The organism is Komagataeibacter rhaeticus (assembly GCF_003207855.1).
Lineage (GTDB): Bacteria > Pseudomonadota > Alphaproteobacteria > Acetobacterales > Acetobacteraceae > Komagataeibacter > Komagataeibacter rhaeticus.
In genome coordinates, this window is sequence record NZ_NKTZ01000014.1 from 45,792 (window position 1) to 59,381 (window position 13,590).

12 protein-coding genes are annotated in these 13,590 nt (G+C 66.5%); 1 reads left to right on the top strand and 11 read right to left on the bottom strand.

The features are described 5' to 3' along the window. Window positions 1-88: 88 nt before the first annotated feature. Complete coding sequence (locus tag CFR78_RS12190) at window positions 89-808, bottom strand: response regulator transcription factor (protein ID WP_034933727.1); 720 nt, start codon at window positions 806-808, stop codon at window positions 89-91. Between the two features lie 222 nt (window positions 809-1,030). Between CFR78_RS12190 and CFR78_RS12195 the strand changes: the two genes are divergently transcribed. Next, entirely contained in the window at window positions 1,031-1,486 is a 456-nt protein-coding gene (locus tag CFR78_RS12195; protein ID WP_084149833.1) for a L,D-transpeptidase family protein, read from the top strand. Here CFR78_RS12195 and CFR78_RS12200 read toward each other — a convergent pair. From CFR78_RS12200 to CFR78_RS12245, 10 genes are all read right to left on the bottom strand, one after another. After that, a complete protein-coding gene (locus tag CFR78_RS12200) occupies window positions 1,473-3,326 on the bottom strand; it encodes a cation:proton antiporter (protein WP_110581198.1) in 1,854 nt (617 codons plus the stop codon). The two genes, CFR78_RS12195 and CFR78_RS12200, sit on opposite strands and share 14 nt — an antisense overlap. Before the next feature lie 101 nt (window positions 3,327-3,427). After that, window positions 3,428-4,723, bottom strand: coding sequence for an RsmB/NOP family class I SAM-dependent RNA methyltransferase (locus CFR78_RS12205; protein WP_034933731.1), 1,296 nt, complete (start codon window positions 4,721-4,723; stop codon window positions 3,428-3,430). A gap of 37 nt (window positions 4,724-4,760) precedes the next feature. Then, the gene (guaB, locus tag CFR78_RS12210; protein WP_034933735.1) at window positions 4,761-6,263 is read right to left on the bottom strand and encodes an IMP dehydrogenase; all 1,503 of its coding nucleotides are present in this window, start codon (window positions 6,261-6,263) and stop codon (window positions 4,761-4,763) included. Between the two features lie 275 nt (window positions 6,264-6,538). Further along, a complete protein-coding gene (locus tag CFR78_RS12215; protein WP_034933738.1) occupies window positions 6,539-7,324 on the bottom strand; it encodes an MBL fold metallo-hydrolase in 786 nt (261 codons plus the stop codon). A 5-nt stretch (window positions 7,325-7,329) separates the two neighbouring features. Then, window positions 7,330-8,127: a TatD family hydrolase gene (locus CFR78_RS12220; protein ID WP_007400378.1), complete on the bottom strand. Its 798-nt coding sequence runs from the start codon at window positions 8,125-8,127 to the stop codon at window positions 7,330-7,332. Then, entirely contained in the window at window positions 8,124-9,662 is a 1,539-nt protein-coding gene (gene metG / locus CFR78_RS12225; protein ID WP_007400377.1) for a methionine--tRNA ligase, read from the bottom strand. Before metG ends, CFR78_RS12220 begins: the two co-directional genes overlap by 4 nt. After that, on the bottom strand, window positions 9,659-10,645 hold the full coding sequence (locus CFR78_RS12230) for a DNA polymerase III subunit delta' (protein ID WP_034933740.1): 987 nt from the start codon (window positions 10,643-10,645) through the stop codon (window positions 9,659-9,661). Before CFR78_RS12230 ends, metG begins: the two co-directional genes overlap by 4 nt. Further along, on the bottom strand, window positions 10,645-11,286 hold the full coding sequence (tmk, locus tag CFR78_RS12235; protein ID WP_007400375.1) for a dTMP kinase: 642 nt from the start codon (window positions 11,284-11,286) through the stop codon (window positions 10,645-10,647). The genes CFR78_RS12230 and tmk overlap by 1 nt, the downstream gene beginning before the upstream one ends. 3 nt (window positions 11,287-11,289) lie before the next feature. Then, window positions 11,290-12,573, bottom strand: a complete 1,284-nt coding sequence (locus CFR78_RS12240) for a D-alanyl-D-alanine carboxypeptidase family protein (protein ID WP_034933743.1) — start codon at window positions 12,571-12,573, stop codon at window positions 11,290-11,292. After that, the gene (locus tag CFR78_RS12245) at window positions 12,573-13,586 is read right to left on the bottom strand and encodes a lytic murein transglycosylase (RefSeq protein WP_034933746.1); all 1,014 of its coding nucleotides are present in this window, start codon (window positions 13,584-13,586) and stop codon (window positions 12,573-12,575) included. Before CFR78_RS12245 ends, CFR78_RS12240 begins: the two co-directional genes overlap by 1 nt. Window positions 13,587-13,590: the final 4 nt, after the last annotated feature.

Below are 13,590 nucleotides of genomic sequence, written 5' to 3' on the forward strand. Positions count from 1 at the left end.
CGTGTGCAGGATGCACGCCCCATAAACACGACCGGGCCGCCCGAAACCGGGCGGCCCGTCATGAAAAGCCGTCACGCCATCCCTGCCATCAGGCCAGGGCGGGCTTGCCCCCTTCGGGGTCCAGGCGATAGCCGCCACCTTCCGTCACCAGCAGGGATGCATTGGTGGGATCAGGCTCGATCTTCTGGCGCAGGCGATAGATATGCGTCTCAAGCGTATGGGTGGTCACGGCGGCGTTGTAGCCCCAGACCTCGTTCAGCAGCACCTGCCGCGGCACCGGGCGCGTGCCCGCGCGGTACAGGAATTTCAGGATGGCCGCTTCCTTTTCCGTCAGCCGGATGCGGCGGTTCTTTGCCGTTTCCTGCAAAAGCTTGGCGGACGGGCGGAAGATATATGGCCCGATGGCGAAGACCGCGTCCTCGCTGTTCTCGAAAATCCGCATCTGCGCGCGCAGGCGGGCCAGCAGTTCGGCAATACGGAACGGTTTGGCCACATAGTCATTGGCCCCCGCATCCAGCCCGCGCACCACATCCGTCTCGTCATCCGAGCCAGTCAGGATGATGATGGGGATGCGCTTGCCCTTGCGCCGCAGATCGGCGCAGAAATCACGGCCATCCCCGTCAGGGAGGGAAACGTCGAGGATGATCGCATCGAACCGGGCACCCGGCACCTGCAGTTTTTCCCACGCTTCGGCGACGGAGCCTGCCTCGATCGCTTCAAATTCACCATCAATCTGTAGCTGTTCAACGAGCATTTGACGTAAAGTCTGATCGTCGTCCGCTATCAGTATGGGACGTGCTCCTGCCATCGAACCCTCTTTATCACTTTAGTTCCGACCCATTATCGGGCCGGTTTCTGTCTTGCCGTTCATGCCCCGCCATGCAACCCGTCCGGCCCATGACCCGACGGCCATCATGCCGCGTGCAGTCGAATCAGGCTGCAGATACCATACACAAGACCCGATCCAGAGGAATTCATGATACGCGCTATTTTACAAACGAATACAGGTCTGGATGCACGACTGCATTGCATGGGTGCGGACATGCCCGCGATTATCGGCGCGGGCGGCATAAAAAACCACAAGATCGAGGGGGATCACGCCACACCTGCCGGGATCTGGCCGCTGCGGCGGGTCTTCTACCGCGCCGACCGGGTGCCATCACCTGTCTGTCATCTGCCGGTGGAACCCCTGGGCCCGCACGATGGATGGTGCGATGAACCCGCGCATCCCGACTACAACCGCCACATCACCCTGCCCCACCCCGCCCGGCACGAACGGCTGTGGCGCGATGATCACGTTTATGACATTCTTGTGGTTCTTGGTTATAACGACGATCCCGTCCAATCGGGCCGGGGCTCGGCCATTTTCCTTCATCTGCCCCCACGCGGCGGCCGGCCGACCGAAGGCTGCGTTGCCGTGGCCGAAGTGCTCCTGCGCCAGCTTCTGGCGGCGGGGCTGGGGGAAATCGAGGTCAGGCCGGCATGACGCCCCGCTGCCCGGCGGGGGGACGGGCCGCCGCCGCATCGGGCGGCACGAGGCGGATGATGATATCGCCCGCCGCGGCCTCGGCGGGAATCGCGTCCTCGGCCGAGCAGATCCAGATCGCGGTACCCTTGCGGATGATCATGAACAGCATGGCCGGACCCTGGAGCAGCTGCTCCTCGCCCATATCGGCGCGCATGGTGTGGCTGGCGAAACGCCAGCCCTGCGCGTAAAGCGAGTCGATCATCGAGAAATTCCACCCCGGCTCCCCCAGGACCTTGCCGCGTGAATCCCGGCTCAGCCCATGGTACAGGTCCAGCCGGGCAATGCCGGGACTGACCTGGAACACACGCTGGCGCCCGAGATCGGGCGCCATGCGCGCGCAGACAAGGCCGTTATAGATGGCATCGGGCGTTGCCGCGATCAGGTAGTCCGCCGGGCGTTCCTCCAGGCTTTCCTGCCCCGCGTCCGAAAGCAGTTCGGCACTCAGGATCGGCACGCCAAGCTTTGCCGCCTTGTTCAGCGCGGGCGCATAGGTATCGACCAGCAGCACCGGTATGCCCTGGTCATGCACCACGCGCGCAAGGTTGGTGGACCAGGCATTGGCCCCCATGATGGCCAGCGCCGGTTCATCGGACAGTGTCAGCCGCAGCGCGCGCGCCAGCGGCCGCAGCGAAAAACCGTGCAGGATCATGGTGGACGCGATCAGTGCGAACACGGCGGGCGTGATCAGGTTGGCGCCGGGATAGCCCGCTTCACGCAGCTGCAGCCCGACTACACCGGCCACCGCCGCCGCCACGATGCCGCGCGGCGCGATCCAGCCCACGAACAGCCGCTCCTGCCATGACATGCTGGCCCCGATGGTGGACAGGAAGATGCCCAGCGGCCGGACCACGAACATGACCGTGAATGTCAGGGCCATGATGGGCAGCGAAAGCTGGGCCAGCAGCGTGCGCTGCAGGTCCGCCGTCAGCAGCACGAACAGGCAGGACACCACGATCACGCCCAGCGATTCCTTGATACGCTGCAGTTCCGATATGCCCGTGACCTGCAGGTTGGCCAGCGCCATGCCGAACACGGTGGCGGCCATCAGCCCCGCCCCCTGCATGATCAGGTTGCAGAATGCCGCGACCCCCATGGCAAAGGCCAGGATGATGGGAATGCGCAGGATTTCGGGCAGCAGGTCGCGCGCGGACAGGAACTTGATCAGCATGGCGGGAAAGACGCCACAGGCAATCGAGAACATGGTGGCGAACAGCAGGTGCGGCCCGATCTCGACCGCCGCAAGCGACATCCCCGCCGTGTGCGACGGGCGCAGCAGCAGGCACTCCAGCACCAGCGTTGCCAGGATGGCGGCAATCGGGTCATTGACGATCGCCTCCCACCGCAGGAACGCCGCCACCCGTGGCCGCAGCTTGGTATGGCGCAGCAGCGGCAGCACCACCGTGGGGCCGGTCACCACCACGATCGCGCCGAACAGCCACGCCGTGCCCCACGGCAGGTGGCCGATATAATGCGCCGCGATCGAACCGAGTACCCAGTTGATGGGCAGGGCCGCCGCCGTCAGGCGCAGCACGCCCTCGCCCGATTCCCGCCATTGCCGCAGGTCCAGCGCCAGCCCGCCCTCGAACACGATGAAGGCCACCGCCATGGACACAAGCGGGTGGAAATATGGCCCGATCGCCGCCGCCGGGTGCAGGAGCCCCAGCCCCGGCCCGTAGATCAGCCCGAGGGCGAACAGCAGCACGATGGCCGGCAGCCTGAAGCGCCACGCCACCCACTGGGCCGCGATCCCGCCGCCCAGAACGCACAGAATTCCTATTGCCAGGTTGGTTGCCTGCATGCCCGTATCCCGCATTGTTGCAAACGCCCCAGCCGCCTGCCAGCTGCGCGTTCACGGGCAGGGAATGCGATCATGGCGTATCCGTTCAACCGATATGTATATCAGCCATCACGCTGCATGATGGCAGCAAAAAAACCATCGGTATGGTGCTGGCGTGGTGTCAGGCTGACCTGTCCGTCCGTGCTCAGGCCGGGCGGCAGGTCATCGTGCGCCCCGTCGGGGGCCACCAGCGAAAAGGCGGGATTGCGCGCAAGGAAGGCGGCGATCTGGTCCCCGTTCTCCTCGCGCAGCACGGAACAGGTGGCATAGACCATCCGTCCACCAGGCCGGACCAGCGCCGCCGCGCGGTCGATGATTTCGGCCTGCTTGGCGGTCAGTTCCAGCAGGTCCTGCTCCCGCAGGCGCAGGCGGGCATCGGGATTGCGCCGCCATGTGCCGGTGCCGGTGCATGGCGCATCGACCAGCACGCGGTCAAAACTGCCGCTGCGCCTGCGCGCCCAGCGGTCCCCCGCCACCAGCAGGTGGCGCTCGGCATTGTGAACGCCCGCGCGGCGCAGGCGGCGCACGGCCCCCTCCAGCCGGGGTTCGGATACATCGCACGCCACGATGTGGCCGCGATTCTCCATGGTCATGGCCATGCCCAGCGTCTTGCCCGCCGCCCCCGCGCAGTAATCCAGCACGCGCATGCCGGGACGGGCACCCACGGCGGCAACCACAAGCTGGCTGCCCTCGTCCTGTATCTCGATCAGTCCGTTGCGGAATGCGGTGCTGGAGGTAACCGGCTGGCGCCCCGCCACCCGCAGCCCCCAGGGTGAAAGGGCTGTCTCCTCCGCCCGGATGCCATCCCTGTCCAGCGCCGCGCACGCGGTGGCACGGTCGGACTTGAGCAGGTTGACCCGCAGGTCCAGCGTGGCCTCGCCATCCATGGCGGCCAGTTCGGCCTCCAGCCCGTCGCCGAATGTGCGTTCCAGCCGGGGCAGCAGCCAGTCGGGTACCTCCAGCCGGACCGCGCGCGGCATGTCCGCATGCACCATTCCCTGACCACGCAGCCGGTCATACAGCGCGCTTTCATGCCCGATCAGCCCCAGCGGGGCGTACCGCTCCCCGGTGAACAGGGTGTGCGGGGTTTCATGGCCATCGGGTTCCAGCGCCATCATGGCCAGCACCAGTGTGCGCGGCGTGCCCTGCCCGCCCGCGCGCGCGATCCACCAGTGCAGCCTGCGCCAGTGGCGCAGCACGCGCCACACGCGCGCCGATATGGCCCGGCGGTCGCCGCCGCCAATATAGCGCCGTTCACGGAAGAAGGCGTTGGCCAGCGCATCGGCGGGGCGCTGCGGCGTGGCCTCCATTGCGGCAAGCAGGTCAATGGCGGCGGAAAGCCGTGCGCTGGGTGTCATGGATCAGGGAACCGTTACTGTGGAAAGACCGGCAGGATCAGTCCTGCTGGTAGTTGGGAGCTTCACGCGTGATGGACACGTCATGCACATGGCTTTCACGCAGGCCCGCCCCCGTGATGCGACGGAAGCGCGCGCGCTGCTGCAGGTCGGCAATGGTGGCGGAGCCGGTATAGCCCATGCCCGCGCGCAGGCCACCCACAAGCTGGTGCACAACCGCACCCATCGCGCCCTTGTAGGCCACGCGGCCCTCGATGCCTTCGGGCACCATCTTGTGCGTGTCCTTGATGTCCTGCTGGAAGTAGCGGTCCGCCGACCCGCGTGACATCGCACCCAGGCTGCCCATGCCGCGATAGGACTTGTAGGTCCGCCCCTGGTACAGGAACACCTCGCCCGGCGCTTCTTCCGTGCCCGCCAGCAGCGAGCCGATCATCACCACGTCGGCCCCCGCGCCAATGGCCTTGACGATATCGCCCGACGTCCGCACGCCACCATCGGCAATGGCGGGCACGTCCAGTTCATGGCACGCGGCCGATGTTTCCATCACGGCGGAGAACTGCGGCACGCCCACACCGGCCACGATGCGCGTGGTGCAGATGGAACCCGGCCCGATGCCCACCTTCACGCAGTCGGCACCGGCGGCAATCAGCGCGCGTGCGGCCTCCGGCGTTGCAACGTTGCCGGCAATGATCTGGATATCGGGCTTCAGCGCCCGCACCTGCTCGATGGATTTGAGCACGCCCATGGAATGGCCATGCGCGGTGTCGATCACCACCACGTCCACGCCGGCCGCGATCAGTTCGCGCGCACGGCCCACGCCGTCCTCACCCACGCCGGTGGCGGCGGCGCACAGCAGGCGGCCCAGGCTGTCCTTGTTGGCCTGCGGGTACTGCACGGCGCGGTCCATGTCCTTGACGGTGATCAGGCCGATGCAGCGGTCCTCGTCATCCACCACCAGCAGCTTCTCGATCCGGTGGCGGTGCAGCAGCTGGCGGGCCTGGTCGCGGTCGGCATTGTTGCGCACGGTCACCAGGTTCTCGCGCGTCATCAGTTCATACACACGCTGGGCGGGGTCGGTGGCAAAACGGACATCGCGGTTGGTCAGGATGCCGACCAGCCGGTTGGTCTCACGTTCCACCACCGGCAGGCCGCTAATGCCGTGGCGCGACATGGTGGCGTTGACTTCCGCCAGCGTCTGGTCGGGATAGACGGTGACGGGATTGACCACCATGCCCGATTCGAAGCGCTTGACGCGCCGGACCTGCTCGGCCTGCTGTTCAACGGTCAGGTTCTTGTGGATGACGCCCAGCCCGCCATTCTGGGCCATGGCGATGGCCATGCTGTCCTCGGTCACGGTGTCCATGGCGGACGAGATCAGCGGAATGTTCAGCGTGATCGTGCGGGTCAGCCGGGTTTTTGTCGATGTCTGCGCGGGCAGGACGTTCGATTCGTCGGGAACGACCAGCACGTCATCAAAGGCGAGGGCCTCGCGAATGCGATCCTCGATCCGGGGGGCGGATGTGTTTTTCGGTATGGAAGACATGATGCAGGGGCCTCGTCAGCAGATGGCGGCTTCCCCGCGCCTCGGGTCACCGACCGTTGGCGCTCCCTCTTAGGGGGCGGCGTGCCCGCTTGCAAGCCTTACGCGCATGCCCGATGCGCTTTATTGTGCGGATGGGGCAAAAATGCCCCCTGCCCCCTTAAAATCAGAAAAGCGTTTTTGGTGAAGCTTTTTTCAAAAAGCTTCAAAGAAAGCCGCCTTTTTGAAAAAAGGCGGCACCCAAAAGCTTTTATTGCCTGGCTGGTCCAGACACGTTCTCATGCATGCAGGCGCAAACCGTCATACGCCGCCTCCACCCCTTCGGGCAGGTTGGCCTGCATCCAGCCCCAGTCCATGTCCGGCCCCATATGGGTCAGCACGGTGCGACGCGGCTGGATGATGTCGCGCCAGCGCAGCACCTGCGCCACCCACCCGTGGGAGGGGTGGACCTCGCGCTGGAAGCAGCCGATCACCCACGTATCCACGCCGCGCAACGTCTCCAGCGCCGTATCATCCAGTTCCGCCACGTCGGTACAGTAGGCCATGGGGCCGGCACGCAGGCCCAGTGTCTCGGTCCGGCCGTGACGCTGGGCAAACAGCTGCACCGTCATCCCGGCCATGGTGCGGGTGGACGGCAGGGCAACGTGATGCACATCCAGCACGGGGCGGAAAATACGCGGCGGTGTCCAGGGACGGAAGGCGTAGTCAAAGCGGACGCTGATCTCGTCCATTACCTCCACCGTTCCATAAACCGGCAGCGGGCCGCCAATGATGCGGTTGATGGTCCGCAGTTCGTCCAGTCCGGCAATATGGTCGGCATGGGCATGGGTATAGACCACCGCATCCACGGTGCCGATCCGCTGGGCCAGAAGCTGGTCACGCAGGTCCGGCCCGGTATCGACCAGCAGCCGGCGGCCCGGCCCGTCATCTATGACGACCGATGAGCGGGTGCGGCGGTTACGCGGCTCGCCGGGGTCGCACTCACCCCAGTCCCCTGCCCCGTCGGGGCCACCCAGCATGGGCACGCCAGCCGAACCGGCACAGCCAAGGATGATCATCTCCATGCCGGTCAGACCGCCTGGCTGAACAGGCGGCTGAAATTGCGGGTGGTCATCTCGGCAAAGGCCGCGTCCTCCATCCCGCGCAGTTCGGCCAGCCTGCGTGCGGTATAGGCCACGTAACCCGGCTCGTTGCGCTTGCCGCGCCGGGGCACGGGGGCAAGATAGGGCGAATCCGTCTCGACCAGCAGGCGGTCGGCGGGTACCGCCTGCGCCACGTCCCGCACCGCCTGCGCGCGGTTGAAGGTGGCGATGCCCGAAAAGCTGATATACCCCCCAAGCTCCAGCGCGCCCGCCGCAAGCGCCGGCCCGGAGGAAAAGCAGTGGATCAGGAACGGGAACGCCCCGCGGCTTTCCGTCTCGTCCCGCAGAATGGCCAGCGTGTCGTCATCGGCCTCCCGCGTGTGGATGACCAGCGGCAGGCCGGTACGGCGGGCTGCATCGATATGCACGCGGAAGCTTTCGTGCTGCTTCGGCCTGATTTCGGGCTGGCCGTGAAAATAATCCAGCCCGCTTTCCCCGATGCCCACCACGCGCGGGTCATCGGCCATCGCCACCAGTTCTGTAACCTCGGGCAGCACTTCCTCATCCACATGGTCGGGATGGGTGCCAATGGTGCACCAGACCCTGAGTTCCGGGCTGTCCAGTTCCGCCAGCCGCTTCTGCTGGTCCGCGTGCGACAGGCGGGTGCCGATGGTCACCATGCCATCCACCCCGGCCTGCCGCGTGCGGGCCAGGATTTCGGGCATTTCTCCGGCGGAAAAATGGTCGAGATGACAGTGGGAGTCGGTCAGTCCCGTGCGGGTCATGAAGCCTCCGGTTCGACATAACGGGGAAAGATGCCCTGGGGGGCCGGCAGCGCGCGGCCCGCAGGCAGCGGGACATCAAGGGATGCGAAGGTACGCTCGCCTTCCGCCACGCCAAGCTGGGTCAGCATCCTGTCCATGCTGCCGGGCATGTAGGGCTGGAGCACTGTGGCGATGATGCGCAGCGCATCGGCCAGCACGCGCAGCACGTCGCCCATGCGGGCGGCATCGGTTTTCTTCAGCTTCCACGGGGCCTGATGGTCGATATAGGCGTTGCAGGCGCGGATCAGCTTCCACACTTCCTCCAGCGCATCGGTCAGGGCCTGGCGGTCGATCTGTTCGTGCATGATCTGCACCAGCAGGCTGGCCGGGGCCAGCAGCTTCGTGTCTTCCGGCGTGTGGGTGCCCTGCGGCGGCAGCTTTCCGTCGCAGTTGCGCGCGATCTGGGACAGCGTGCGCTGGGCCAGGTTGCCAAGGTCATTGGCCAGTTCGACATTCATGCGCGAGATGATGGCCCGGCGGCTGAGGTCACTGTCCCCGCCAAAGGGCATCTCACGCATCAGGAAGAAGCGGATCGGGTCAAGGCCGAACTCCGTAACCAGGTCGCGCGGGTCCACCACGTTGCCCAGCGACTTGCTCATCTTCTGGCCCTCGATGGTCCACCAGCCATGCGAGAACACGCGATCGGGCAGCGGCAGCCCGGCCGCCATCAGCAGCGCGGGCCAGTAGATGGCATGGAAGCGCAGGATGTCCTTGCCCACCAGATGCAGGTTGGCGGGCCAGAAGCCCCAGCGCGCGGCCCCCGCATCGGGATAGCCCACGGCGGAGAGGTAGTTGGCCAGCGCGTCCACCCACACATACATCACATGCTTCGGGTCGCCCGGTACCGGAATGCCCCAGCTGAAGCTGGTGCGGCTGACCGACAGGTTGCGCAGGCCCTGCTTTACGAAACTGATCACTTCGTTGCGGCGGCTGGCGGGTTCGATAAAGCCGGGCCGGGTTTCATACAGTTCGAGCAGCCTGTCACCGAATCTGGACAGGTCGAAGAAATACGACGGCTCCTTCACCCATTCCACGGCGGCCCCCGTGGGCGCGACCTTTTTGCCGTCCGGCCCGTCGATCAGTTCTTCCTCGCCATAGAAGCACTCATCGCGCGTGGCGTACCAGCCTTCATACGCATCCAGATAGATGTGGCCATTTTCCTCCAGCTTCTTCCACAGCGCCTGCGCGCCCTGCACATGGCGGGGTTCGGTGGTGCGGATGAAGTCATCATAGGAAATGGCCATCGTGTCATACATGTCACGGAAATCGGCCGCGACCCGGTCGGCAAAGGCGATGGGGGTCATGCCTGCCGCCTGCGCGGCCTGCTCCACCTTCTGCCCGTGCTCATCCGTTCCGGTCAGGAAAAAGACATCAAACCCCGCCAGCCGCTTGAAGCGCGCGATCACGTCCGCCGCGACGGACGTGTAGGCATGGCCGATATGTGGCGCCCCATTCACGTAATAGATCGGTGTTGTGACGTAGTAGCGCCGTGTCATGTTTCACTCACCCGTGCAAGCGCCGTAAGGATCGCCTGCTGTTCGTCCAGATTGAATTGTTCGGTCTCGGCGCGCAGCCGGGCCATGTCCTGCCACAGCAGGGCCATGCGGGCCGGGCGCAGATCACGCGCCTGCGGCGCGACCGGATTGCGGGCCAGGTCACAGGCCCTGTCAGATATGGCATCGCAGAGCAGATCGAAAAAGACGGAAAAGCCATTTTCTTCCTGTACCATCGCCGCCACGTCATAGGCCCCGGCCGGTGTCACCTGCCCCGCCATGACCTGTTCCACCAGCCCCGCCAGCACCGCACCGCCGCCATGCAGCAGTTCAAGCGCCCGGCCCGGCGCGCCATGGGCCAGCGGTATGATGGCGTCCAACCGGTCGGGGGGCGGGGCGTCGGGCATGGCGGACAGCACCGCATGCATGGCCGCATTGTCCATGGGTGCCAGGTTCAGCACCCGGCAGCGGCTGCGGATGGTGGGCAGCAGGCGGCCGGGCATGGCGGCGGTCAGGATCAGGATCGCGCGCTCGGGCGGTTCCTCCAGTATCTTGAGAATGGCATTGGCCGCCGTGCGGTTCATGTAGTCCGCGCCATCCACGATCACCACGCGCCACCCGCCTTCCGCCGCCGTGCGGTGCAGGAAGGTGCCGATGGGCCTGATGTCATCGGCCACGATCTCGCGCCGCAGGGGCGGCGGGGCGCCCTTCTTCCTTTTCTTGCGGCTTTTCTCGTTCACGCCCCGGGCAATGACCAGCAGGTCGGCATGGGTGCCCGCGCTGACACGACGGCCCACGGCGCTGGCATGGTCCCGCGCGCCCAGCAGCGTACGCGCCATCATGAAGGCCATCGTGGCCTTGCCCACCCCTTCCGGCCCGGTCAGCAGCCAGGCATGGTGCAGCCTGCCGCTGCGGATGACAGACAGGAATTCGGCCCAGGCCGCGTCATGCCCCACCAACTGGCGACAGGTGCGCGGGTCCTCCATCAACCGCCCCGCCCCGCAAGGCGGGGTGCCAGCACGGCGCGGATGGCCTGCTGCACGCCCCCGGCATCACCGCTGGCGTCAATACGGTGGCAGCGTGCGGCGTCGCGTCGGGCAATCGCGTCGAACCCGGCGGCCACGCGGGCGTGGAAGGCCGCATCCTCCGCCTCATACCGGTCCGCGCGCCCGTCCGCGCGCTGGCGCAGGCGGTCACGGGCCACGTCGGGGGGCACCTGCAGCACGAAGGTCAGGTCTGGCTGCACGGGCAGCATTGCGCGCAGCTGGCCGATCATGTCCAGCAGCCCCGTATCGGCATGGCTCACGCCATAACCCTGATAGGCCTCGGTCGAATCGGCAAAGCGGTCACAGACCACGATCCGCCCCTGCGCCAGGGCTGGCAGGATGCGGCGGTCCACATGGTCGGCCCGGGCGGCGAAATGGGTCAGCACCTCGGCACGCGCCGAAAGGTCATGGCCGCCAAACAGCAGGAAGTCGCGCAGCGCTTCCGCCGCCTCTGTCCCCCCCGGCTCGCGCGTCAGGTCGACATCGTGGCCATGGGCGCGCAGGTGATCGGCCAGCAGCCGGGCCTGGGTGGACTTGCCCGCCCCCTCGCCCCCTTCAAACGTGATGAACAGCCCGCGCATGCGCTAGCCATGCCCCAGCTTGCGCCCCAGCGCGGCGGAGGCACGCCCCACCAGCCCAAGCCTGCCCACGGCCGCCCCGGCAATGAGCGGGATGCGGATTTCGGCCAGGCCGGTATTGGCAATCACCATTTCCCCCAGCTGCTGCCCGGCCGCAACCGGTGCGGGCACGGGGCTGGTATAGTCCACGCTGACATGCACCCGGTTCTGCCAGCCATGGGGCAGCGTGAGTGTTATGTCACGGGTGGCCACCAGCGGCACGGTGGCGGCCTGCCCCAGCCATACGGGCACGTTGTCCACCACCGCGCCGTTATGGACCAGGGTCGCGTTCTCGAAATTGACGAACGACCATTCGAACAGCCGCTCGCCTTCCTGTGCGCGGGCATTGCTGCTGGGCAGGCCGTTGATCGCCATGACCACGCGGTTGCCGCCACGCTCGGCGCTGGCGCACAGGCCGAAGCCGCCCGCGTCGGTATGCCCGGTCTTGAGCCCATCGGCCACGCCGCGCACCACCAGCACGTTGCGGTTTTCCTGCGATATCTTGTTGTAGCGGAAGCTTTTTTCAGAAAAGAAATGATAATAGTCGGGAAAATCGTGGATCAGGTGCATGGCGATGGTCGCCACGTCGCGCGCCGACATGTAATGCCCGTCCATCGGCCAGCCGGTGGCGTTGAGGAAGTGCGAGTTGCTCATGCCCAGTTCGGCCGCCTTGGCGTTCATCAGGCCCACGAACTGCTCCTCCGACCCGGCAATGCCTTCGGCCAGCACGATACAGGCGTCATTGCCGGACTGGATCACCATGCCCTGGATCAGGTCGGACACGGCCACCGTGCCGTTGAGCGGCACGAACATCTTCGAGCCCTGCATCCGCCACGCCTTTTCACTGACCGGCAGGGTCTGTTCCAGCGTCAGCCTACCCGCGCGCAGCATGCCGAACACGATGTAGGCCGTCATCATCTTGGTCAGTGATGAAGGGGGCATGCGCTCGTCGGCCGCCTTTTCCAGCAGCACGGCCCCCGTGGTGTAGTCCACGATGCATGCCCAGCGCGCAAGCGTGTCGATCGGGCCGATCAGGCTGTTGGCCGGCGTGGCGGGCACGACGGGCGCCGCCGCATCGGGGGCTGCGGCGGCGGGATGGCGGCGGCGGGCCGCGGGGGCCGCGAACGCGGTGGAGGAGACAAGAAGGCTGGTTGCCCCAGCCAGAAGGAAACGTCGGGTGTGCATTACATCCTTGGTCCGGTAGGTCCCGGCCGGGCACGCGCGCCCGGCTGGCGTGACAGGGTGGTCCATCACGTGATTTCATTCCCCAGCAGGCCCACGGCCAGCGCATAGAAATCAGAGGGATTGTAGCGACGGATCGCGGCGAAATTGCGATAGACCATGAAGGCATCCCCCCCCGGCCCATCGGGGCGCAGCACGGCCCCCGTGGCCTCGGGCCGGGCGAAGGGCACGCCGCCGGGCTGGGTTATGCCCATCTGCATCCACTGTGCCAGCGTGCGCACCTGCGTGCGCCCCAGTGCGGACTGGGCCACGCTGTCGGGCACGCTGATCTCCTGCCCCCATGTCTCGCCCGCGACCCAGCCCGAACCGGCCAGGTAGCTGGCGATGGAGCCGAATATGTCGGGCATGGAATGCCAGATGTCGCGCCGCCCGTCGCCATCGATGTCGACGGCGTATTTCAGGTAGGCGCTGGGCATGAACTGCGGCTGGCCCATGGCGCCGGCATAGCTGCCGGTCATGAGTTCGGGGGTAATGTCCCCCGCGTTGAGGATGGTGAGCGCATGGAACAGTTCATCATGGAAGAACTGCGCCCGCCGCCCCTCGAACGCCAGGGTGCACAGCGCGTCCACCACCGCGAATTTGCCCGTGATCGTGCCATAGGCCGATTCCAGCCCCCATATGCCCATCACCGCGCCCGCCGCCACGTCGTAGCGGGTCAGGACCTGCTGTTCCAGTATGGCGCGCCGGGCGGCAAAGGCGGCGCGCCCGTCATCAATCTTGCGCTGGGTCAGCACGCGGCTGCGGTACTGCGCCCATGTCAGGTGGAATTCCGGCTGGTTGCGGTCGCGCGCGATGACCTGCGTGTTGGGCGCGGACAGGTCAAGCGCCTGGCTGACCGCATCCGCCGTCAGGCCCTGCCGAATCGCCTCGCGGCGGATTCCGGCCACGAAGGCGGCATAGTCACCCGCCGGGCGCGCGGCGGCCGGGTGGCGGTGCGCCGCGCGCGCGGGCAGCAGCCCGAACGCGCCCGCCCCGGCAAGGGAGGCGGCGGCGGCATGAAGGAAGCGACGACGTACGAGCATGCCC